The sequence below is a fragment of the Cobetia sp. PDI-23MA genome, assembly GCF_059507735.1.
In genome coordinates this window covers 2,918,734-2,940,746 of the sequence record NZ_CM183352.1, presented here as the reverse complement: position 1 = coordinate 2,940,746, position 22,013 = coordinate 2,918,734, and the positions used below count along the sequence as shown (strand labels likewise).

At 62.4% G+C, this 22,013-nt stretch carries 17 protein-coding genes; 12 read left to right on the top strand and 5 right to left on the bottom strand.

What is annotated here, in order from left to right:
* Positions 1-38 precede the first annotated feature (38 nt).
* The 10 genes from AC5WNJ_RS12485 (at position 39) to AC5WNJ_RS12440 (ending at position 12,347) form a co-directional block, all read left to right on the top strand.
* Positions 39-2,849: a response regulator gene (locus tag AC5WNJ_RS12485; protein WP_495929826.1), complete on the top strand. Its 2,811-nt coding sequence runs from the start codon at positions 39-41 to the stop codon at positions 2,847-2,849.
* Positions 2,850-2,922: 73 nt separating this feature from the next.
* Complete coding sequence (locus tag AC5WNJ_RS12480; protein ID WP_253061293.1) at positions 2,923-3,705, top strand: sulfite exporter TauE/SafE family protein; 783 nt, start codon at positions 2,923-2,925, stop codon at positions 3,703-3,705.
* 127 nt (positions 3,706-3,832) lie between these two features.
* Entirely contained in the window at positions 3,833-4,636 is an 804-nt protein-coding gene (lgt, locus tag AC5WNJ_RS12475) for a prolipoprotein diacylglyceryl transferase (protein ID WP_176677676.1), read from the top strand.
* Between the two features lie 217 nt (positions 4,637-4,853).
* Positions 4,854-5,648 (top strand): thymidylate synthase, encoded by a 795-nt coding sequence (locus AC5WNJ_RS12470; RefSeq protein ID WP_176677675.1) that lies wholly within the window; start codon positions 4,854-4,856, stop codon positions 5,646-5,648.
* Positions 5,645-6,196, top strand: a complete 552-nt coding sequence (locus AC5WNJ_RS12465; RefSeq protein WP_054555577.1) for a dihydrofolate reductase — start codon at positions 5,645-5,647, stop codon at positions 6,194-6,196. The genes AC5WNJ_RS12470 and AC5WNJ_RS12465 overlap by 4 nt, the downstream gene beginning before the upstream one ends.
* Positions 6,197-6,299: 103 nt before the next feature.
* Positions 6,300-7,280, top strand: coding sequence for a ProQ/FINO family protein (locus AC5WNJ_RS12460; protein ID WP_495931052.1), 981 nt, complete (start codon positions 6,300-6,302; stop codon positions 7,278-7,280).
* 432 nt (positions 7,281-7,712) lie between these two features.
* On the top strand, positions 7,713-8,702 hold the full coding sequence (locus AC5WNJ_RS12455; RefSeq protein WP_175088495.1) for a TRAP transporter substrate-binding protein: 990 nt from the start codon (positions 7,713-7,715) through the stop codon (positions 8,700-8,702).
* Between the two features lie 97 nt (positions 8,703-8,799).
* The gene (locus AC5WNJ_RS12450; protein ID WP_176677673.1) at positions 8,800-9,384 is read left to right on the top strand and encodes a TRAP transporter small permease subunit; all 585 of its coding nucleotides are present in this window, start codon (positions 8,800-8,802) and stop codon (positions 9,382-9,384) included.
* Positions 9,381-10,766: a TRAP transporter large permease gene (locus AC5WNJ_RS12445; protein WP_175088497.1), complete on the top strand. Its 1,386-nt coding sequence runs from the start codon at positions 9,381-9,383 to the stop codon at positions 10,764-10,766. The genes AC5WNJ_RS12450 and AC5WNJ_RS12445 overlap by 4 nt, the downstream gene beginning before the upstream one ends.
* A 495-nt stretch (positions 10,767-11,261) precedes the next feature.
* On the top strand, positions 11,262-12,347 hold the full coding sequence (locus AC5WNJ_RS12440; protein ID WP_495929825.1) for a porin: 1,086 nt from the start codon (positions 11,262-11,264) through the stop codon (positions 12,345-12,347).
* Between the two features lie 242 nt (positions 12,348-12,589).
* On the opposite strand, the gene AC5WNJ_RS12435 is transcribed toward AC5WNJ_RS12440, so the two are convergent.
* The 5 genes from AC5WNJ_RS12435 to edd all read right to left on the bottom strand — a co-directional run bounded on the left by AC5WNJ_RS12435 (position 12,590) and on the right by edd (position 19,307).
* Positions 12,590-13,573: a carbohydrate kinase family protein gene (locus AC5WNJ_RS12435; protein WP_495929824.1), complete on the bottom strand. Its 984-nt coding sequence runs from the start codon at positions 13,571-13,573 to the stop codon at positions 12,590-12,592.
* Positions 13,573-15,255: a glucose-6-phosphate isomerase gene (gene pgi / locus AC5WNJ_RS12430; protein ID WP_175088500.1), complete on the bottom strand. Its 1,683-nt coding sequence runs from the start codon at positions 15,253-15,255 to the stop codon at positions 13,573-13,575. Before pgi ends, AC5WNJ_RS12435 begins: the two co-directional genes overlap by 1 nt.
* A 204-nt stretch (positions 15,256-15,459) precedes the next feature.
* Entirely contained in the window at positions 15,460-16,338 is an 879-nt protein-coding gene (locus AC5WNJ_RS12425; RefSeq protein WP_495929823.1) for an aldose epimerase family protein, read from the bottom strand.
* A gap of 37 nt (positions 16,339-16,375) precedes the next feature.
* On the bottom strand, positions 16,376-17,401 hold the full coding sequence (gene glk, locus AC5WNJ_RS12420; RefSeq protein ID WP_495929822.1) for a glucokinase: 1,026 nt from the start codon (positions 17,399-17,401) through the stop codon (positions 16,376-16,378).
* A gap of 55 nt (positions 17,402-17,456) precedes the next feature.
* Positions 17,457-19,307, bottom strand: a complete 1,851-nt coding sequence (gene edd, locus AC5WNJ_RS12415; RefSeq protein ID WP_495929821.1) for a phosphogluconate dehydratase — start codon at positions 19,305-19,307, stop codon at positions 17,457-17,459.
* Between the two features lie 365 nt (positions 19,308-19,672).
* On the opposite strand from edd, the gene gap reads away from it, so the two are divergent.
* Together gap and AC5WNJ_RS12405 are read left to right on the top strand one after the other, a co-directional pair.
* A complete protein-coding gene (gene gap, locus AC5WNJ_RS12410; protein WP_495929820.1) occupies positions 19,673-20,677 on the top strand; it encodes a type I glyceraldehyde-3-phosphate dehydrogenase in 1,005 nt (334 codons plus the stop codon).
* Positions 20,678-21,373: 696 nt separating this feature from the next.
* Positions 21,374-21,766 carry a hypothetical protein gene (locus AC5WNJ_RS12405; protein ID WP_495929819.1) on the top strand — a complete coding sequence of 131 codons (393 nt, stop codon included), beginning with the start codon at positions 21,374-21,376 and terminating at the stop codon, positions 21,764-21,766.
* Positions 21,767-22,013: the final 247 nt, after the last annotated feature.

The following is a 22,013-nucleotide window of genomic DNA, read 5'->3' as shown; positions in this document are numbered from 1 at the left end:
GGCTTGCCGACGCCTCACCTACAGGATGCTTTCAGATCATGTTCTCGCGCCGTGCTTCCTCTGTCGAGCCACCGCCCGCGGCGGCGGCTTCGAATGCCCAGAATTCCGCCAGTAGCCTGGAGAAGGTCTGGGCGCGCATGATTCGGCTGACGGCTGGCCCGCTGCTGCTGGCGGAGCTGGCGGTGGCGTTGTGCTTTCTGGTCGGGGCCGCCGTGGTCTGGGACAGCACGCAGCATGCCGCCGTCGATAGCGCGCTGGGGGAACTCAGGCAGGAGCATGCGTTGGCCACGGCGCTGGTCAGCGAGCGCCTGGAAACCCAGCAGCGTCGCCTGCAGATTCTGGCGCGCTACGCACGGCGCCATCTCGACTTCGGCGCCAACGGGAGCATCGCCTATGACGATGGCCTGGACCAGTTCTCGCTCACCGAGCAGGGCCAGTTGTTCAGGCCGGTATCGCGCGGGGGAGCCGCACTCTATGGTGAATTCGAAGGACCGTTGAGCGATAAGGATCGTGACGCCGGGCGGCGACTGATGCATATGCAGTGGCTGCTATCGGACCTCTACTCGTCGGACCCCCTGATCTCACGCCTGTTCGTGAGTCTCGATAACAGCATGGTCATGCTCTATCCCTGGTTCAACGTGCTGGACGCCTTCGCGCCGGGCAGTGATTTCATGCCCTACACCGGGGTGCTGCCGGACACCGTGCGTCAGCTTGCCGAGAATGCCGACAATGGTGCGGCGCGCGTGGTCTGGCTGCCGCCGCACCCCGGGCCTGCCGGTCTGCCGCAGATCACGGCGTTGGCAGAGATCTCGCTCGGCAATGGCCAGAAGGCGCGTGTCGGGCTGGATCTCGCGCTGCCGCAGATGGAGGCGCGCCTGCTGCTGCCGGGGCATGCCCCCTCGGATGCCTTCTGGCTGGTCGATGACCACCTGAACGTCTGGGCGGCCAGCAGCAATGTCGGCGACGGCCATTCACGGGAGCTGCCTGCGGATATCGCCCGCGCAATGGATACCAGCCTGCGCGGTGCCACGCTGGATGACCCGCACGGCGCCCAGGTGGTGGTGTGGGACAGCTTGCCGGTCACGGGTTGGCGCCTGGTGTCCAGCACGCGACTCGAGGTGCCCGGCCAGGTGCCGCTGCTGACCCTGTTGCTGGGCAGTGGTGGCGCGCTGCTGCTGGTGTTCGCTGTCGTCATGCTCATCTTGCAATGGCGGCTCAGGCGTATGGACCAGCGCCTGGGGCAGCCATTGGAGTGGCTGGCGCGCCAGAGCGAGCGTCTTGAAAACGGAGAGGTGATGGAGGAGTACCCGCCGGTGGGGCGGCAGAGCTATCCGGCGGATGACATCCTGCGTCGCCATCGTGGAGCCGTGGCCTTGCTGCGTCGTGGTCGCGGCCATGAGCTGGATGCCTTGCCGCTGCCGGCCTTCGTGATGCGCCATGGGCTGTTGGCGATGGCCAACCCGGCCTTCGAGAAGCTGTTCGGGCTGGTATTGCATGAGTCGCTGGGGCGGTCGGTGGGCAGCTTGCTGATGCTGGAGCCCAGCCCCAGCGTGCCCAGCAGTCGTGAACTCCGGGTGCATGACGCCGAGGGGCGCATGCGGCGCATGCGCCTGGAGCTGTGTCGCTTCAACAATGACCCGGCCCAGGTGCTCGGGGTGCTGATCGACGAGTCCGAACATGATCAGGCCAGTCAGCAGTTGCTGGTCGCGCGTGACCGTGCACGGGAAGAGGCTCGCCTGAAGAGCGATTATCTGGACATGCTGCACGCCGAGCTGACGCCGCCGTTGCAAGGCCTGGTGCGCAAGCTTGGTCAGCTCAGGCGCGAGCGTCATATCGAGGATGCCGAGCTCAGCCTGCTGCAGGGCCGCCTCGACAGCGTGGCGCAACTGCTGGATGCCCTGACCGAGCGTGAGGAAGTGGTACGGGCACCGCTGGAAGAGAATGACTTCTCGCCGACCGAGACGCTGGGGGCGCTGCTCGAGGATATGCAGCAGCGCCATCATGATGTCGGCTGCCCCTTCGAGTGGCAGCTGGGACCGATGCCGGAGGCATTGCGCGGTGATGTGCGTCGGCTTGCACAGCTGTTCGAGCATCTTGCGGAAGGCTGTGTGCGCCACGAAAGCGCCAGTCATCAATCCTTACTGCTTGATCTGCAGCAAGGCTGTGAGCTGCCGGCCTGTCGCGATGCAGCGTTCTCTGCCGAGGGGGCGGATGACGAGGGCGCTGGCTGTTGCTGCCTGCGACTCGAGCTGCGTGGGCATGTCGGGCTCGATATCGGCCATCAATCGCCCTCGAGTCTTGTCATGGCGCGGCGCTTGATCGACGAGCTGGGCGGCAGCTATCGCCAGGTCAATCTGGACGACGAGCAGGCGCTGGAAATCCTGCTGCCGATGACATGGCCGGGCAAGCCGACCGAAACCCGCATTCTGGTAGTGGATGATGGGCCGGTGAATGCGATGCTGGCGCGCACGGTGCTCGGTCGTCAGGGGTTGTTGGTCGATACCGCCAGCAGCGGCGAAGAGGCACTGGCCGCACGTGGGCAACATTTCTACGCCCTGGTGTTCATGGATATCTTCATGCCCGGCATGGATGGCGTCAGTGTCAGTCAGCGCTGGCGCGAGCAGGAAGCCGCCGCCGGCAGCGGGCGGCGCAGTGTCATCATCGCGTTGACCGCCAATGCCAGTGAAGCTGATCGCGAGCGCTTCTTCGCCGCCGGGCTGGATGATTATCTGGGCAAGCCCTACCGTCCCCAGGCGCTGATCGACAAGGTCAGCATGTGGCTGCCTGACGTGACGCTCACGCCACGCGCGTCCGGCAGCGGCGAAGGTCCAGTATCAACAGAGGGCTGACGGTCATGGCGTTGAGAGGCCCTGGCCACTCTCGGCAGACAGTCACCGCAATTCAGCATGAGAGGAGTCGGGTATGTGGTGGTGGTATCCCTTGTTGGGCGCGGTCGCCGGCATGATTGCGGGGTTGTTCGGTATAGGGGGTGGGTTGGTCATCGTGCCGGTGCTGGCCGCGGCCTTCGTGCTGCAAGGCGTCGCGCCGGAGGTGTTGATGCATCTGGCGATCGGCACCTCGCTGGCCACCATCGTGGTGACCTCGCTGTCGTCGGCGCGGGCACACCATGAGCGCGGTGCGGTGCGCCTCGACTGGCTCAAGCGGCTGTTGCCGGGACTGGTGGTCGGCACCGGGCTGGGCGTGGTGCTGGCCAGTGAACTGAGCGGTGAGACGCTCAAGATGGCCTTTGGCGTCTTCGTGCTGCTGGTGGCGGCCAAGCTCGGGCTGGATCTCAAGGTGGGCCAGATGGCACAGGCCCCCGGGCGGGTCGGCCAGTTCGTGGGTGGCAGTACCGTCGGCGTGATTTCCTCGCTGTTCGGCATCGGCGGCGGCACGGTGATGGTGCCGATGCTCTCCAGCTGGCAGGCGCGCATGACCGAGGCGGTGGGGACCGCCGCCGCGGCAGGCTTTCCCATTGCGCTGACCGCCGCACTGACCAACATCGTGGTTGGCTGGCATGCCCCCAATCTGCCGGAACACGCCATCGGCTATGTCCATTGGGTGGCGTGGCTGGGCATCGTGCTGGTATCCGTGCCGTTCGCGCGCCTCGGGGCGCGGCTGGCACATGCCTTGCCAGCTCTGCTGCTCAAGCGCCTGTTCGCGCTGATTCTGGTCGTCGTCGGACTGCGGTTTCTGCTGGCGTGAGCGGGAATACGCTGCCTCAGGCAGGTCGTGTTCATGCTTTGACTGTTATGCTCTGCCCGCCTGAGAGGCGATGCCTGCATCGCCCAGTGCGTTGATAGAGCCCGACTTCCTCATTCAAGGTTTTCACATGTTGCAATATCCTGAGATCGACCCCGTGGCGCTGGCGCTGGGGCCCTTCAAGATTCACTGGTACGGGTTGATGTACGTGATCGGTTTCGCGGCGGCCTGGGGGCTGGCGCGAGCACGTCGCGCACGTGTCGGCCTCAGTCAGGACGCGGTGGGCGACCTGATCTTCTTCGGCGCCCTGGGTGTGGTGCTGGGGGGGCGCCTGGGGTATGCGCTCTTCTATGGCTTCGACAAGCTGCTGGCGGACCCGGTGTGGATCTTCAAGGTCTGGGATGGCGGCATGAGCTTCCATGGCGGTCTGCTGGGCGTGTTGATCGCGATGCTGTTGTTCGCGCGTCGCCATCAGCTGACCTTCTTCCAGCTGACCGATTTCATCGCGCCGATGGTGCCGATCGGCCTCGGGGCAGGACGGCTGGGCAACTTCATCAATCAGGAGCTGCCGGGGCGCATCACCGATGTCTCCTGGGGCATGGTCTACCCGCTCTACGGGCCGGAGCCGCGTCATCCCTCGCAGCTCTATCAGTTTGCACTGGAAGGCGTCGTGCTGTTCGCCATCCTGTGGTTCGTCTCGCGTGAACCGCGCCAGAAGGGCTTGATCTCCGGGCTGTTTCTGCTCTGCTATGGTTGCTTCCGGTTCATCACCGAATTCTTCCGTCAGCCGGACTCCCAGCTGGGCTTCATCGCCTTCGACTGGCTGACCATGGGCCAGCTGCTGTCGCTGCCGATGGTGCTGTTCGGGCTGCTGTTGATGGCCTGGTCGCGCGGTCAGGAAGTGGCGCAGCCGCCTGCACCTCGCGCCTCCTGAGAGGCAATGCAGGCGTGAATACAGGGGGCATTCGGTGTAAACTGGCCCCCTGCCAGATACGCAAGAACGCGGCCATCGGGCCGCGTTCTTGCGTATCTGGCAGCGTCAAATATCGTCAAGTGAACGATTCGAATTCATGAGAGGCTGGCGCGCGCAGGGCGATCCACCTGGCCCGTTCGCTGCGCCAGCCTCTGACACGCCGTACGGACTCGCCACCATGCAACCCTATCTAGATCTGATGCGCCATGTGCTGGAAAACGGCACACAAAAGGGCGATCGCACCGGCACCGGCACCCTGAGTGTCTTCGGCCACCAGATGCGCTTTGATCTGGCCGAAGGCTTTCCGCTGGTCACGACCAAGAAGCTGCACCTGCGCTCGATCATCCACGAGCTGCTGTGGTTCCTGAAAGGCGATACCAACATCGCCTACCTGAAGGAAAACGGCGTGCGTATCTGGGACGAGTGGGCCGATGAGAATGGCGATCTCGGGCCGGTATACGGTTACCAGTGGCGCAGCTGGCCGAACCCGCAAGGCGGTTCCGTCGACCAGATCAGCCAGCTGATCCAGCAGATCAAGACCAACCCGGATTCGCGCCGTCTGATGGTCTCGGCCTGGAACCCGGCGCTGGTGGACGAGATGGCGCTGCCGCCCTGTCATGCGCTGTTCCAGTTCTACGTCGCCGATGGTCGCCTGTCGTGCCAGCTCTACCAGCGCAGCGCGGACATCTTCCTCGGCGTGCCGTTCAACATCGCAAGCTATGCGCTGCTGACCCAGATGGTCGCACAGGTGTGTGGCCTCAAGCCGGGCGAGTTCATCCACACCCTCGGCGATGCCCACCTTTACAGCAATCATCTCGAGCAGGCGCGTGAGCAGTTGACGCGTGAGCCGCTGGCGCTGCCGCAGCTGGTGTTGAATCCGGAGGTCACGGATCTGTTCGATTTCACCTTCGATGACATTGCCATCGAAGGCTATGAATCCCATCCGCATATCAAGGCGCAGGTGGCTGTATGAGCGATAATGAATTCTCTCCGCTGACGGCGGCGGCTGACACCGTCGTGCCCGTCGCGATGATTGCTGCCATGTCGGTCAACCGCGTGATCGGCGTCGACAACCAGTTGCCGTGGTATCTGCCGGAAGACCTGAAGTTCTTCAAGCATGTCACCCAGGGCAAGCCGGTGATCATGGGTCGCAAGACCTTCGCCTCCATCGGCAGGCCGTTGCCCAACCGCCTCAACATCGTGGTCACGCGTGACAGCGAGTTCAGTCACGATGGCGTACGGGTCTGCAGTGACCTGGCCGCCGCGCTGAGCATGGCGGACCACCACGCGATGATCGAAGGCGTGGATGAGATCATGGTGATCGGTGGCGGTCAGATCTACGCCCAGGCGCTGCCGGTGGCGACGCGCCTCTATCTCACCGAGGTTGCGGTCGAGATCGAGGGCGATGCCCATTTCCCGGCGCTGGATGCGAGCTGGCAGGAAGCGCAGCGCGTCCCGGGGGAGAGCGGTGAGGGCCTGCCGGCCTATGATTTCGTGCGCTTCGAGCGCCGCGACGTCTGAGCCACTGGCTGGCCGGCGTGACCTTTACAGTCAGCAGGTACTGACACAGACTGGTGCCAAACGGAACTGCCCATAGCGTGCAAGGGAGGCTCAGGCCTTGACGATGGATCGCCTCGAAGCGCTGTATTCTGCGCTTGAACATGAAGCCGACACACAGCGACAGCAGCGTGACACAGAGCGCCAGGCCCGTGCGGCCCTGGAGTCGGAAAATGCCCGCCTGCGCGATGCGCTGGCCCAGCTTGAGCAGCAGGCAACGTCTGCAGCCACGGCAGATGCCGATGCGCATCAGCGTGCCCTGGCAGACGCCGAGCGTGCACTGGCCGCAGAGCGTCGTGAGCGAGAGCAGCTCGCTGAGCAGCTCGCGGCGGCGCGCCAGACACTGCAGGAGCAGCAGGCGCAGTTGAACGCGGTGAATGAGGCGTTGCTGGCGCGAGATGCGCAATTGCGCGAACTGGCTGAGCAGGCTTCTGCGCCGCAACCCTCCACGAATGCGGAGTCGGGTCTGGCAGCGCAGCAGGAGGCGCAGGCAGAACGCCTGGCCTCAGAGCGCCTGAACGTGAGTCAGCCGGTAGCTGCCGCGCAGACAGCGGCGGCTGCCGACTCGTCCGAGGCTCAGGCACTGCAAGCTCAGGTACCGCAGGAGCAGGAAGCGCATCAGCAGAACGAAGTCACGCAGGGCGAGGCGCAGCAGGCGTCTCGGCCTGAGGCAGCGCCTTCTCCCCATGCGCTGCTCAAGCAGTGGTACAAGCGCTATCCGGATACCTTCTTCAAGGGCCATACCCGGCCGCTGAAGATCGGCATCCATATCGAGCTGCTGGAAAACGAGCCCTGGGATGACAAGCTGGTGCGGCGCGCGCTGGCGGGTTATGTCCATCTGCCGCGGTATCTGAAGGCGGTACGGGCGGGCACGCAGCGCGTGGATCTGTCGGGCCAGTCGGTGGGTGCCGTGACGGAAGATGAAGCACGCCATGCCCGTCAGCAGCTCGATGAGTTGACGCGTCAACAGAAGGCGCGTGAAGAGCAGGCGACCGATCAGCGTATCAGCCACAAGCTCAGCGAGCTGATGACCAAGCATCGTCCCTGAACACCGTCCTTGAACAAAGTCCCTGAGTACCGTCCCTGAGCCCCGTCTCTGAGAATGTGTTGGCAGGTGGTGTGACAGCTGAGGAAGACGCTCGATCGACAATGATCGGTACTAACAGACAAGGCCCCTGTGCGGATTCCCGCACAGGGGCCTTGTCGTTGGTGGGCGGAAATCCGCACAACTCCTCACAAATCGCCGGCGACCCGCGGAATTCGGCTCACTTGTGCGCGAGTTGTGGGTGAACTGTGCGTTTGCAACTTATTGAATTGTCTGGATTGTCTCGTCTATCTGGCGGCTGTGGCGCAATGCTCGCAGTGTCTCGGCTATCCCTGCTCGCGCCGCACCTCTGCGCGGCTTCGTGTCGGAGCCGCGCAGACGGGATATCGAATGCCCTACAAGACCAACAATATCCGCAATTCAAGAGGATTCGCCATGCGCCTTATCAAGCCAGCCCTGACCGCCCTGAGTGCCGCCATCCTGTTTGCCTCAGCGACGGCCATGGCCGACCCGATCACCATCAAGTTCTCCCATGTGGTGGCGGAAAATACCCCCAAGGGCCAGATGGGCAAGAAATTCCAGCAGCTGGTAGAAGAGCGTCTGGGCGACAAGGTGGAAGTCGAGCTCTACCCCAGTTCGCAGCTGTACGGGGACGACAAGGTGCTGGAAGCCATGCTGCTGGGCGATGTGCAGCTGGCCGCGCCGTCACTGTCCAAGTTCCAGAAATATACCGATCAGCTGCAGGTCTTCGATCTGCCTTTCTTGTTCAAGGACATGGGCGCTGTCGAGCGCTTCCAGAGCAGCGAGACGGGCCAGTCATTGCTGACGTCGCTGGAATCCAAGGGGCTGGTGGGGCTCGGTTATCTGCATAACGGCATGAAGCAGCTGTCCGCGTCATCGCCGCTCAAGACACCGGAGGATGCCGACGGCAAGAAATTCCGCATCATGACCTCCGATGTGCTCGAGGCCCAGTTTGACGCGGTGGATGCCGTCTCGCTGAAGAAGCCGTTCTCCGAGGTCTTCATTCTGCTGCAGACCAAGGCCATCGACGGTCAGGAGAATACCTACTCCAATATCTACTCCCAGAAGTTCTTCGAGGTGCAGCCGTACATCACCGAATCCAACCACGGTGTGCTGGATTACATGGTGGTGTCCTCGGCACGCTTCTGGAATGGCCTGCCGGATGATGTGCGTGGCGAGGTCAAGTCGGCGCTCGATGAGGCCATCGTCTACGGCAACCAGCTCTCCGAAGCCAAGAACATGGAGGCCAAGCAGGCCATCCTCGATTCCGGCCAGAGCGAGATCATCACGCTCGACGATGCCCAGCGTCAGCAGTGGGTCGACGCCATGAAGCCGGTATGGGGCGAGTTTGCCGACGACATCGGTCAGGACATCATCGACGCCGCGCAAGCGGCCAACCAGTAAGCCGTCAGGCCATCCATCACTTGCCCCATCTTGAGCGCCAGAAAATCGGCGATCACGCGTGGGGCAAGTGTCCTTGAGCGACATGAGGATTCTTGCCATGGCACTAAGATGGCTTCACAAGGCGGAAGAGACGCTGTTCTCGCTGCTGCTGGTAGCGATGGTGCTGCTGGTCTTCGTCGAGGTGGTGTTGCGCTTTGTCTTCAATACCGGCATCAGCTGGTCACAGGAAGCCACGCTGTATCTGGCGGGCTGGTTCGTGTTGATCGGCGTGTCCTGGGGCGTCAAGCAGGGCGCGCATATCGGTGTGGATGTCGTGGTCAAGATGCTGCCGGTGCTCTGGCAGCGCGTGGCGACCTTGCTGGCGCTGGCGATCTGCATGGCGTACTGCGTGTTGCTGCTGGTCGGCAGTTATGAATATCTCTCGCTGATGAAGATGATCGGCATCGAGCTTGAGGACATCGCGATTCCCAAGTGGTATGCCCTCACCATTCTGCCCATTGCCATGTTGCTGCTGATGCTGCGCTTTACGGTACTGGGCTGGAAGGTGATTCGTGGCGATGCCAGTGGCTTCGGCTTTCATGACGAAGGCGAGGACAGCATGCACCTGGTGCAGTCGGATGAGCCGGATGGCCAAGACAACGGCGATGCTGGCCGTGACAGTGATCAGGGAACACCACGATGACCATAGCCACTCTGTTTGCGCTGCTGTTCGGCGGCATCTTTCTCGGCATGCCGATCGCCTTTGCGCTGGGCTTCTCGAGCGTTACCACGATCCTGCTGTTTTCCAGTGACTCACTGGGGTCGGTGGCGATCAAGCTGTTCGAAGCCCTGTCGCATCACTACACCCTGCTGGCGATCCCGTTCTTCATTCTCTCCAGCACCTTTCTCTCGACCGGCGGCGTGGCACGTCGCCTGATCACCTTCGCCACCGATGCCATCGGCCACGTGCGCGGTGGGCTGGCGATGGCCTCCGTATTGGCGTGCATGCTGTTTGCCGCCGTGTCCGGCTCTTCTCCGGCCACGGTGGCGGCCATCGGCTCCATCGTGATCGCGGGCATGGTGCGCCAGGGCTATACCGAGTCCTTCGCGGCGGGTGTGATCACCAATGCGGGTACGCTGGGTATTCTGATTCCACCGTCCATCGTGATGTTGGTGTATTCCGCCGCCACGGAAGTCTCGGCGGCCAAGATGTTCATGGCCGGCCTGATTCCGGGCCTCCTGATGGGCGGTATCCTGATGGTCGCGATCTATATCGCGGCGCGGATCAAGAAGTTGCCGGCTCAGCCTTTCCCTGGCGTACGGGTGCTTGCGCGCTCCGGCCTGATCGCCATGGGCGGTCTGATGTTGATCTTCATCGTGCTGGGCTCGATCTATGGTGGCGTGGCCAGTCCCACCGAAGCCGCGGCCGTGGCCACGGTGTATGCCTGGTTGATCGCCGTGGTGGGCTATCGCGACATGGGGCCCTTGAAGAACGTGCCGTGGCGCAAGGGCAACGAAGCCTGGGGGAGTGCGGGGTTGCGCGCGCTGTGGCAGGTGCCTGCCGGGCTTCTGGGGTCCTTCACCGATCAGGAGGTCAAGAAGGTGGTACTGGATGGCGCGCGTGTCTCGATGATGCTGCTGTTCATCATCGCCAACGCGATGCTGTTCGCGCATGTCCTGACCACGGAGCGCATTCCGCACACCATCGCCGAAACCATCATCGGCTGGGGACTGCCGGCATGGGGCTTCCTGATCGTGATGAATCTGCTGTTGCTGGCGGCGGGCAACTTCATGGAGCCCTCGGCCATCCTGCTGATCATGGCGCCGATCCTGTTTCCCATCGCGACGCAGCTGGGGATCGACCCGATCCATCTCGGCATCATCATGGTGGTCAACATGGAGATCGGCATGCTGACGCCTCCCGTGGGGCTGAATCTGTTCGTGACGGCGGGAATCACCGGCAAGCCGATGACCTGGGTCATTCGGGCAGCATTGCCGTGGCTGTCGCTGTTGCTGCTGTTCCTGGTGTTGATCACCTATGTGCCGGCGATCTCGCTGTTCCTGCCCAACTGGTTGAGCAGTTGACGATAACTGTCTGCAGATCTTGATAGCAGACTCATCAATGAATCACTGGCACAGGGACGGTGCCTTTGATGAAGATAAAGCTGAGAGGAAACCACAGCTTGGCATCAGACAAGCACAGCAGTTGACGGGTATTTGATCTGCGACTTTTGTCGCAAACGAGGTTTTTCCACAATGAATCCGGGATTAACGCTCAGCGATGCGCTCGATGCTGCAGAAATCGGCGTCAAGACGCATGGTTGTCATGAATCCTTCATTCGTGGGCCCTAGAGTATGCTCACGCCAGACAACCGACCGATGGATAGGTTCAGGAGTGGTGATCGAAAACAGTGTTTTTTTCTGTTGCACATCCTGAAAGCCCGGTATATGGTTTCCCTGCGAGCATTGGATAATAACTAGACCACAGAGTTTTAGAGGCGTCATCAAGCGCCCGGAACCTTGGTCACTGCCACCGGCAGACACGATCGAACAGTTAACGCTAGTTAAGGAACTATCGCGATGAAAAAGACACTTCTGGCTACTGCCATCGCCGGCGCTGCTGCCCTGGCTGCTACTTCCGCTTCCGCTGCAACCGTCTACAACCAGGACGGTACCAAGCTGGACATCTACGGTAACGTTCAGATTGCTTATACTTATATCGATAAGCTGGGTGGCGATCCGGACAGCGATCTGACTGACAACGGCTCTACCTTCGGTGCCAAGGGCGAGCACAAGATCAACGACGACATCGTCGGTTACTTCAAGGCCGAGTGGGAATATGACGCTGACGAAGCCAAGGGCGCTGGCGGTCTCGATACTGGCGACCAGGCTTATGTCGGTGCCAAGGGCTCCTTCGGTGATGCGCGTATCGGTTCTTGGGATCCGCTGATGGATGACTGGATCCAGGATCCGGTAACCAACAATGAATACTTTGATCTGAGCGACTCCGGTACCGCACTGACTGCCAACGAAGATAACGATGACAGCACCTTGCGCGAAGGTGACAAGCTGCAGTACATGTCTCCGAGCTACGCCGGGCTGCAGTTCGCCGTTGGTGCCAACTTCAATGGAGAAGGTTCTTACTCCGATGACAACGATGATGGCGTCCGTAACGCTGGTGACTCCGGTAACATCAGTGGCTCTGACCAAACTTCATTCTTCGGTGGTGTAAAATACACCGTGGGCGGTTTCTCTGTCGCTGCTGTGTACGACAGCCTGGATCAGTACGAAGGTAACAACGTCGATGGCGATGACGTGGGTGACCAGTATGGTCTGACTGCTCAGTATACTGTTGATGCATTGCGTGTTGCTGTCAAAGCTGAGCGTTTCGACGGTGAAGGCGACGATACCGATGTCGATTTCTATGGAATCGGTGCACGTTACGGCTATGGCATGGGCGACGTCTACGGTGCCTACCAGTACGTCGATGCTGAAGATCAGTCCAACTATGCTACCGAGTATGGCGATGACAGCTTCAACGAATTCACCGTCGGTGCCACCTACAACATCTCTTCCGCGATGTATACTTTCGTCGAGTACGCTCAGTATGATCGTTCCGGCGATCAAAGCGACGGTGCTGCAGTCGGCATCTACTACGGCTTCTAAGACGTCTTCAACCGTCTAGCAGGCTAACGAAAGCCGGTCCCTCGGGGCCGGCTTTTTTACGTCTGTCACTTCCGTGATGACTGACTCTCCGTTCGATGAAGAGAGGGTGGCCAGTGCACAAGCATGAGCGTCATGGTCACGAAAAAGCCCCTTTGATCATCAGATCAAAGGGGCTTTTATCCTGCGCTTTCCGGGAAAATGATAACGCTGGTCTGTTATTCGTCAGCGTGATTGTCCGGCCATCATTTCATGGCGTCGAGATCTTCACGCTTGGGCAATGCAGCATAGGCGCCCGGGCGAGTCACGGCGAAGGCACCGCAGGACGCAGCACGCTCCAGTGCGGCGTTGAGATGGCTCTCATCTTCGCACCAGTCGCTCAGGTTGTCGGCATGGATGCCGGCTTCGCTGAGGGCTGACAGGAAGCCGCCGATGAAGGCATCGCCGCCGGCCGTGGTATCGACCGCCTTGACCTTGGGCGGCGTGATACTGACGGTCTCGATGTCGCCGCTCTGCTTGCGTACCAGGGCGCGAATCACGCCCGGGCCATCGGTAAGCACGATCAGGCGCACACCGGCCTTAAGGCGCGCTTCGAGCCAGTCGGTCTGCGGCTGACTGCCGGTCAGTGCCTCGACCTCTTCCTGGGACAGCTTGAGGATGTCGGCGTTGTCCAGCAGGCGCGTGACTAGGGTCACATCGACCTGCTGGTTCGGCCACAGGTTGTGACGCAGATTGGCATCCACGCTGACCAGAGAGCCTGCCGCACGTGCGCGTGATGCCAGCACGAAGCTGGTGTCCGCGATGCCGGCGTCGGTCAGGCTGTTGCTGCACAGGTGGAAGATGGCGGGAGTCGCGAACAGCTCAGGCCCGGCGTGCTCCGGACGGAACAGCAGGTCAGCGGCCGGCGGACGATAGAAGTCGAAGCGGCGTTCACCCTCTTCATCGCGAGACACGAAGGCGAGCGCGGTGCGCGCATGGCTGGTGCGCTTGACGTGTTCCATCTGCACGCCATGAGCGCTCAGTTCGTCGTGCAGGAAGTCACCGAAGCTGTCCTGACCCAGCATGCCGACGAAGTGGCTCGGCAGGCCGAGGCGGGCACAGGCCACCGCGACGTTGGCCGGAGCGCCGCCCGCGTAGGGCGTGAAGGTTTCCTGCTCGACGGCCTGGCCGCCGAGCTTGTTGGAGAGCATGTCGACGAGCGCTTCGCCGAACGCGATTACCGGAGTCATCAGGAGGAGGTTTCCTTGCGAGTGGTCGTCGTGGAGCCTTTGGCTTTCTTGCCCGGCTTGTCGTTGCTGTCATCCGCCTGGGTGGCGCCACCGGCAGGGAAGTGCTCGCGGACCAGCGCCAGCAGGCCCTGGGTGGACGGATCGAAGGCCTTCACGTCGGTATCGATGCGCGCACTGATCTCCCCGGCGATGCGCTTGCCGAGCTGCACGCCCCACTGGTCGAAGGAGTTGATGTTCCAGATCACGCCCTGCACGAAGACCTTGTGCTCGTAGAGGGCGATCAGTGCGCCGAGATTGCGCGGGGTCATCTCATCCAGCAGCAGGGTGCTCGACGGGCGGTTGCCCGGGCAATTGTAGTGCGGATCGAGGTTGCTGCCATCCTGGCTGCCTTCCATGAAGGCATTGGCCTGGGCCAGCATGTTGGTGATCAGCGCGAAGTGGTGCTCTTCGGTGCCCGGTTCCGGCTTCAGCGAGGCGATGAAGTCGATGGGCACGTAGCGGGTGCCCTGGTGCAGCAGCTGGAAGAAGGCATGCTGACCGTTGGAGCCGGTCTCGCCCCAGACGATCGGGCCGGTCTTGTAGTCCACCGGACGGCCGAAGATGTCGACCGACTTGCCGTTGGATTCCATATCCAGCTGCTGCAGGAAGGCGGGCAGCTGATGCAGGGCCTGGTCGTAAGGCACGATGGCCTGGGTCTCGGCGCCCATGAAGTTGATGTACCAGATGCCGATCAGCGCCATCAGGACCGGCATGTTCTCGGCCATCGGCGCATTGATGAAGTGCTGGTCCATCTCATGGGCGCCTTCCAGCAGCTCCATGAAGCCTTCATAGCCGATGGACAGGGCGATGGGCAGGCCGATGGAAGACCACATGGAGTAGCGACCGCCAACCCAGGCCCAGAATTCGAAGACGTTCTCTTCGCGAATGCCGAATTCCTTGGCCGCCTTGCGGTTGGTGGAAGCCGCGACGAAGTGGGCACCGACGTCGGCATCTTCGCCGGCGTGCTCCAGGAACCAGCGGCGCGCCGTCTTGGCGTTGAGCAGGGTTTCCTGGGTGGAGAAGGTCTTGGTGGAGACGATGAACAGCGTGGTGGCCGGATCCAGGCGCTTGAGCACCTTCTGGATGTGGTTGCCATCGACGTTGGAGACGAAGTGGAAATTGATTTCCGGGTGGCGATGCTTGAGCAGCGCTCGGCAGGCCATGTTGGGGCCCAGATCAGAGCCGCCGATGCCGATGTTGACCACGTCGCGAATCCGCTGGCCGTCGAAGCCTTTCCACTCACCGCTGCGCACGGCTTCCGAGAAGGCGCGGATCTGCTCGCGCGTCTTGTGGATTTCCGGCATCACGTCCTTGCCATCGACGATGACCGGCGTGTTGGTCTGGCTGCGTAGCGCAGTGTGCAGCACCGGGCGATTCTCGGTGACGTTGATGATGTCGCCGGAGAACATCTGCGCGCGACGTTGAACGAGTGCAGAGTGCTCAGCCAGTTCGACCAGCGCCTCCATCACCTCATCGGAGATGTGGTGCTTGGAGTAGTCGAGAAACAGGCCGCCCACGCGCAGGCTCATCTTCTCGAAGCGCTTGGGATCCGCCGCGAAGTAATCGCGGATGCGGTCGTTGCGGGTCACCTCGCCCAGCCGGGTCAGCGCCTGCCAGGAAACACTACGGGTCAATTGCAGCATGGAAGTGTCCATCGTATGGGTTGTGGAAGTTCATCGGGGCGGGTCGCATTCTGTGGCGGCCCGACGCACGCTTGCAGGCGAGGCGAAAGTCACTGTCAGCCGGGAGTCGTGGCGATGACACGATTCAGGGGCTTGGCGCTCTCGGTTGGTCGACAAGGTGCGCAAGGTGCCGGCCACGCCGTGAGCCGCGTGGCCGGCTGGCATTCACTTGCCGCTCGCCTCATCACCGTTCAGCGGTGAGATGTGCTGAGCCAGCAGATGCTGAGCGCCCGGCGGCAGCCAGACCGGATCGAGGCGCGTGCAGGCGGTCTCGACACACAGGAAGCTGCGCGCATTCTCGACGCTGGTGTCGGCCGGCGGCGCGTCCCCGGGATGCCAGACCACCGTGGAGTCAGAGCCCTGCTTGGCGATGCGCAGCTGACGCTTGCCGTCCTCGAGCACCTGGACACGGCTGGTCTGGTAGATGCGGTCCAGCGGGCCGCGCACGCCCAGTTCACCTTGCTGGTCGAAGCGCGAGAAGTCCTGGCGCTTGTCCAGGTAGCTGGCGCCGGCCAGACCGGTGACACGACACGCGAAGGCATTCGGCACTGCGAAGTAGGTATGCAACGCGCCGGTCATCTTGATCGGGGTCTCGCCACGGTTTTCCGTGATCAGCTCGACCTTGAGGAAACGGCGGTTGGCAAAGATCACCACGCGCGGAGAGAGGGCGGCATGCAGTGCCGAGACCGGTGAGGCATGGATCTCGACGCCTTCCTCTTCCTCGTCCACCGCATCGATGCGCCAGTCGGCCTTGCGAGCGGGGCCGTGCAGTTCGCTTTCGCCCTCGGGGAACTCATCCGCGAACCAGGGCCAGCACAGCGGAATGCCGCCGCGAATGCTGCCCGGCAGGGAGGCGGGCGTTTCCGTCACCCACAGCCAGGGAGAATCGCCCGTCGGCTGATAGTGCAGCACCTGAGCCCCCTGGTGGCAGACCACCAGCTCGCCCCACGCCTGGTTGAGGATCAACAGCGAGCGGCCCTGCCATTCGACAGTGCGTTGGCCAGCGGTGTCGGCGATCAGTTCGCGCAGACTTTCGGGGATCATCTCGAGCTACCTCGATGGTTCAGGAGGTGACAATGCATCATGTCACCTCTTCATTGTGCAGAGCCTCGGCGGCGCCCAGCAGGCCGGTCCACGGTGCGGTCACCACCCAGGTGGGTATCGCGGCATTGTAACGGCTCAGACGATTCTTGTCGGTGAAGGCGTGGCGGAAATCGCTGCGCATCAGCAGATCCAAATTGCGCGGCAGCACGCCACCGCACAGATAGACACCGCCGCGTGCCCCCAGTGTCAGGGCTGCATCGCCGGCCACCGCACCAAGAATCTTCATGAAGCGCATCACCGCCTCGAGTGCCAGAGCCTCGCTCCTGATGGAGGCTTCATCTTGCACTGCCGCCGCATGGGCGGCCTGGCTGACGCTGGCGGCACTGTCGAGAGGCGTCGCCATTCCGCGAAGCTCGCCCAGGGCCTGATAGATCTCGAGCATGCCCTGGCCGCACAGCAGGCGCTCCACCGAGACGCGACCATGGCGACGGCGGAAGATGCCGAGCAGGCCATCCTCGATCTCGTCGGTGGGGGCGAAGCTTGCATGTCCCCCTTCGGTCGCGAGCGGAATCCAGTTGTGCGTGCCGCGTACCAGCCCCGCGACACCCAGCCCGGTGCCGGGGCCGATCACCAGGCGTGGCGAGGCCGCATCGCCACTACCTTCGGTGAGCTCCTCACCGATGGCCAGGCGTTCGCTGGCCTCGATATGGGGCACGCCCAGCGCCATGGCGGTGAAGTCATTGAGGCACTTGAAGCGCTCGAGCCCCAGTGAGTCGCGCACCTCGCGCTTGAGAAACGTCCAGTGATTGTTGGTCATGCTGACGCGTTCATCATGCACGGGGCAGGCGAAGGCCAGGCAGGCCTCGACGGGGTGCTCGGCCTCTGACAGGCCCAGCATCCGATAGTAGGCCTGGATGGCCTCCTCGAGTCCGGCATGCTCGGCGCAGGCGAGCGTCTGGATGTGTTGCAGGGTGTGGCTACCCGGCTGGACAAGTGCCAGCCGGGCATTGGTGCCACCGATATCGCCTACCAGAGCAAGGCGATGGGAGGTGTCGCGGGTCATCGTCCGGCATCCTTCCTTTGCGTCAGTGCCTCAGGAGAGTGACAGGGTGTGCCCATCACATCAGGTCGTGGCCGCTGCCCGGCAGGTCGCCGTAGCCTGCAAAGCTGGAAGCGCCTTCCTCGGCACCGCCGACCAGTGAACGCATGCCGGAGAACAGCTCGCGGCCCAGGCCGTGATGGTAGCTGTCGCGAGTGATGGTCGCGGCCTCGCGCTCGGCCCATTCGGCTTCATCGACCAGCGCCGTGAGGGTGCCGGCATTGGCGTCCAGACGGACCACGTCACCTTCGCGCAGGCGTGCCAGCGGGCCGCCATCGAGCGCTTCCGGCGTCATGTGAATGGCGGCCGGGACCTTGCCCGAGGCGCCGGACATGCGGCCATCCGTCACCAGTGCGACCTTGAAGCCGCGGTCCTGCAGGATGCCGAGGTAGGGCGTCAGCTTGTGCAGTTCCGGCATGCCGTTGGCGCGCGGGCCCTGGTAGCGCACCACGGCGACCATGTCCTGCTCCAGCTCACCGGCTTCGAAGGCGGCCTTGAGCTCATCCTGATCGCTGAACAGCTTCACCGGTGCCTCGACGAGACGATGCGCTTCCTTGACGGCAGAGACCTTGATCACGCCGCGGCCAAGGTTGCCGTCGAGCACGGTCAGGCCGCCTGTCGGGGCGAAGGGGTTGGCCACCGGGCGCAGCACATCCTCGTCGAGGCTGTCGGTGGGGCCGTCCTTCCAGACCAGCTTGCCGTTCTCGAGGAAGGGCTCGCGGACATAGCCGGCCAGGGTGCCGCCGTCCTGGGTGGGGATGTCGTGGAGCAGACCCGCTTTGAGCAGTTCACGGATCAGGAAGCTCATGCCGCCGGCCGCCTGGAAGTGATTGATGTCGGCCTGGCCGTTGGGGTAGATGCGCGTCAGGCTCGGCACCACCGCGGAAAGCTCGGTGAAGTCATCCCAGGTGATGGTCACGCCCGCTGCGCCGGCCATCGCGACCAGGTGCAGGGTGTGGTTGGTGGAGCCGCCGGAAGCCAGCAGGCCGACCATGGCATTGACGATGGCGCGGGCATCGATCTGGCGATAGAAGGGACGGTAGTCGCCGCCGACTTCGCTGTTGCGGATGGTCTGCTCGGCGGCGTGACGCGTCAGGGCTTCGCGCAGCGGCGTGCCCGGATTGACGAAGGACGCGCCCGGCAGGTGCAGGCCCATCAGCTCGACCATCAGCTGGTTGGAGTTGGCGGTGCCATAGAAGGTGCAGGTGCCCGGGCTGTGGTAGGACGCGGACTCGGCTTCCAGCAGTGCATCGCGACCGACCTTGCCTTCGGCGAACAGCTGGCGGACACGCGCCTTCTCGTTGTTGGGCAGGCCGGAGGGCATCGGGCCGGCCGGCACGAACAGCGTCGGCAGGTGGCCGAAGCGTGCGGCGGCGATGAACAGGCCCGGGACGATCTTGTCGCACACACCGAGGAACAGGGCGCCATCGAACATGTTGTGCGACAGGCCGACAGCAGCGGCCATGGCGATCAGGTCACGCGAGAACAGCGACAGCTCCATGCCCGGCTGGCCCTGGGTCACGCCATCGCACATCGCGGGCACGCCGCCGGCGAACTGGGCGGTGGAGCCCATCGCCTGGACGGCTTCCTTGATGATGCGCGGATAGTCCTCGAAGGGCTGGTGGGCGGACAACATGTCGTTATATGACGAAATAATGCCCAGGTTGGCCGAGTTCATCAGCTTGAGACGATTCTTGTCGGTCTCGCCACAGGCGGCAAAGCCGTGCGCCAGGTTGCCACAGGAGAGCTCGGAGCGGTGCACGCCGCGGCGCTGCTGGCTTTCCATCAACTGCTCATAGGCGGCGCGGCGTTCGCGGGAGCGGTCGATGATGCGCTGGGTCACGTGCTCTACGGTCTGGTTGACTGACATGCTCTTACCTCATGTATCAGGCGGCGCAGGGCGCCGAGGCTGGCGAAAGAAAGCGTTTCCCGCTGTGTGGGCGTGCTGCTGCCCGGCGACGCTATCCAGTGGTGATGGCGGTGTAAAGCCTCTCGCATCACCCGTGTCGCGTCGTTTGGTTGCCGGGGTAGCCTACAGTAGCGCGTCATGGCGCTCGAGAAACGGTTTTGTTCGGAATATTCGGTAAATTTAACAAAAAAACTGCTTGAAGACTGGACGACTTTCGGCCAAATTATGGGAAAAGCGTGTAGGATAATTTCATGGAACGTATTGCAAGCTGGCGTTCTTCGATCAGGTCTGGTCCTGCACCCGCCATACGCCACAGGAGTTGAGTCATGACATTACGCGTCGCCATCAATGGTTTTGGTCGCATCGGTCGCAACGTGCTGCGTGCGCTGTATGAAGGTCAGTACAACGATCGTATCCAGGTCGTCGCCATCAACGATCTGGGTGACCCGAAGCTCAACGCTCACCTGCTGAGCCGTGATACCGTGCACGGGCGTTTCGTCGAAACCGTCTCGCACGACGAAGAGAACCTGTTCGTCGGTGACGACAAGATCCGCATCTTGGCCGAGCGTGACCCGGCCCAGCTGCCGTGGTCCAGTCTGGACATCGACCTGGTGATGGAATGCACCGGTCTGTTCACCAAGCGTGCTGCCGCTGCCAAGCACATCGAAGCCGGCGCCAAGCGTGTGCTGATTTCCGCGCCGAGCGGCGATGCCGATGCGACCGTCGTGTTCGGCGTCAACGAAGATGTGCTGAAGGCTGAGCATCAGGTCGTCTCCAACGCGTCCTGCACCACCAACTGCCTGGCGCCGGTCGCCAAGGCGCTGAATGATGAAGTCGGCATCGAGAATGGCCTGATGACCACCATTCACGCCTACACCAACGATCAGAACCTGTCGGATGTCTACCACTCCGACCCGTACCGTGCCCGCAGCGCGACCCATTCCATGATCCCGACCAAGACCGGTGCCGCTGCGGCAGTGGGTCTGGTGCTGCCGGAACTGAACGGCAAGCTGGATGGTCTGGCGATCCGCGTGCCGGTGATCAACGTGTCGCTGGTCGATCTGACCTTCACCGCGTCGCGTGATACCTCCATCGAAGAGATCAACGCCATTGTGGCCAAGGCCGCCGAAGGTTCCAGCGTGCTGGCCGTCAACGAGCTGCCGCTGGTGTCCATCGACTTCAACCACGATGCACACTCTTCCACCTTCGACAGCAACCACACCCGCGTCAGCGAAGATCGCCTGGTCAAGGTCATGGCGTGGTACGACAACGAGTGGGGCTTCTCCAACCGTATGCTCGACACTGCGCTGGCGATGCAAGCCGCCAAGTAACCGCTTGATGAGCCCCGCGCGGCCCTTGATCCATCAACGATCAAACGACAAGGCCGCGCGGGGCAGCAAGAATTCGGGGGGCTGTCAGTCTGTCGGCAAGACAGCAGGGCAGGCTCCCAACAGGTGAGGACGAGTGGCCCGAGGATTCTCGCGTCGCGCTAAGGCTCCACGGACAAGGCAATGCCATTCGTCCCCTTTGAATCGGTGGTCGGTCAGGGTTGGCGCCAAGACCGGCTTCGATGCTGCTCGGAATGACATCGCGTCATCCATTCTTGAACCTCTCCCAATGGGAGAGGTTTTTTTTTGCGCGCCACGAAAGTGCGGGAGGTGTTTCAGAGCGCAAGCTGTCGTTGCCTGGCGTCAATGGCGTGGACTTATGGCAACTTTTTTTAGCACGATCGCGACAGAGTCGGGGTGGGTGGTGTGAAACGTGCATTGATACGTCGAGAAAGGTGGTCAACATGTCGCCATCGTAATTCACGGTCGAGTGAAATTAGCGAAACTGTGGCGGTGTGTTACACTTCGCACCTGTTGGCCTTGCATCCATTGGTGAGCCAGGTCATGACAACGTCAAATCATGCAGGCGGCCCTATGGCCTGCGAGTGATCCATTGTTGTGCGCAATTCAGGGAAGGTATTGCCACACTGCCGCATACTCTCCGGCAGTTATCTCGACTTCCACAGCAGGCTGTCTCAGATGCACGATGCCATCCGCGAAGCTCATGAATTGATCGGTGCTACCTTGCGTGACCCGCGTACCCAGCGTGAGGGCAAGGTCGTGGGTATGGACCTGGGGCGTGAGCAGCCGGCGATCTATGTGCTATGGCAGGAAAGTGCCGCAGCGGAGCGCATCGGCATGGAGCCGGATGATTTTCGCGCGTTGCTCGATCATCTGCGGGCGCGCCTGCCGGACAAGGCGCCTTCCGCCCAGCAGGACAAGGACAGCCGGCAGTCGCGGCGCCAAAAGCGCAATGCCCCGCGCGCGACTGCCCAGCCGGCTGGCGAGAGCAACGACGGCCGTAGCCGCGCACCTGATGCCCCGACCTCCGCGCTCATCGGCGATGCCATGCCGCGTTCCGCGCAAGGCTAGATCTTTCCAGACCAGCTCTTCTCAAGGCCAGCTCTGCTCAAGGTCAGCTCTCAAAAAAGCCCGAAGCTTATGCTTCGGGCTTTTTGCATCCATGAGGTTTTCCCTTCGGCGCCGCTTGCGTGATACTTGACCACAACATTGCGCGTCCGCTGCCGATAAGGGAGATAGTCAGACGCAAGAAGGAAAGGTCGCAATCGTTCATATGCCGTCATCTGCCTGGATCTTCGCGCAATCAGGCATTGGGAGT

Excerpts from the sequence above, each read along its gene's own strand:
- AC5WNJ_RS12485 (WP_495929826.1), top strand. The coding sequence starts at position 39 with ATGTTCTCGCGCCGTGCTTCCTCTGTCGAGCCACCGCCCGCGGCGGCG.
- AC5WNJ_RS12480 (WP_253061293.1), top strand. The coding sequence starts at position 2,923 with ATGTGGTGGTGGTATCCCTTGTTGGGCGCGGTCGCCGGCATGATTGCG.
- lgt (WP_176677676.1), top strand. The coding sequence starts at position 3,833 with ATGTTGCAATATCCTGAGATCGACCCCGTGGCGCTGGCGCTGGGGCCC.
- AC5WNJ_RS12470 (WP_176677675.1), top strand. The coding sequence starts at position 4,854 with ATGCAACCCTATCTAGATCTGATGCGCCATGTGCTGGAAAACGGCACA.
- AC5WNJ_RS12465 (WP_054555577.1), top strand. The coding sequence starts at position 5,645 with ATGAGCGATAATGAATTCTCTCCGCTGACGGCGGCGGCTGACACCGTC.
- AC5WNJ_RS12460 (WP_495931052.1), top strand. The coding sequence starts at position 6,300 with ATGGATCGCCTCGAAGCGCTGTATTCTGCGCTTGAACATGAAGCCGAC.
- AC5WNJ_RS12455 (WP_175088495.1), top strand. The coding sequence starts at position 7,713 with ATGCGCCTTATCAAGCCAGCCCTGACCGCCCTGAGTGCCGCCATCCTG.
- AC5WNJ_RS12450 (WP_176677673.1), top strand. The coding sequence starts at position 8,800 with ATGGCACTAAGATGGCTTCACAAGGCGGAAGAGACGCTGTTCTCGCTG.
- AC5WNJ_RS12445 (WP_175088497.1), top strand. The coding sequence starts at position 9,381 with ATGACCATAGCCACTCTGTTTGCGCTGCTGTTCGGCGGCATCTTTCTC.
- AC5WNJ_RS12440 (WP_495929825.1), top strand. The coding sequence starts at position 11,262 with ATGAAAAAGACACTTCTGGCTACTGCCATCGCCGGCGCTGCTGCCCTG.
- AC5WNJ_RS12435 (WP_495929824.1), bottom strand. The coding sequence starts at position 13,573 with ATGACTCCGGTAATCGCGTTCGGCGAAGCGCTCGTCGACATGCTCTCC.
- pgi (WP_175088500.1), bottom strand. The coding sequence starts at position 15,255 with ATGCTGCAATTGACCCGTAGTGTTTCCTGGCAGGCGCTGACCCGGCTG.
- AC5WNJ_RS12425 (WP_495929823.1), bottom strand. The coding sequence starts at position 16,338 with ATGATCCCCGAAAGTCTGCGCGAACTGATCGCCGACACCGCTGGCCAA.
- glk (WP_495929822.1), bottom strand. The coding sequence starts at position 17,401 with ATGACCCGCGACACCTCCCATCGCCTTGCTCTGGTAGGCGATATCGGT.
- edd (WP_495929821.1), bottom strand. The coding sequence starts at position 19,307 with ATGTCAGTCAACCAGACCGTAGAGCACGTGACCCAGCGCATCATCGAC.
- gap (WP_495929820.1), top strand. The coding sequence starts at position 19,673 with ATGACATTACGCGTCGCCATCAATGGTTTTGGTCGCATCGGTCGCAAC.
- AC5WNJ_RS12405 (WP_495929819.1), top strand. The coding sequence starts at position 21,374 with ATGCACGATGCCATCCGCGAAGCTCATGAATTGATCGGTGCTACCTTG.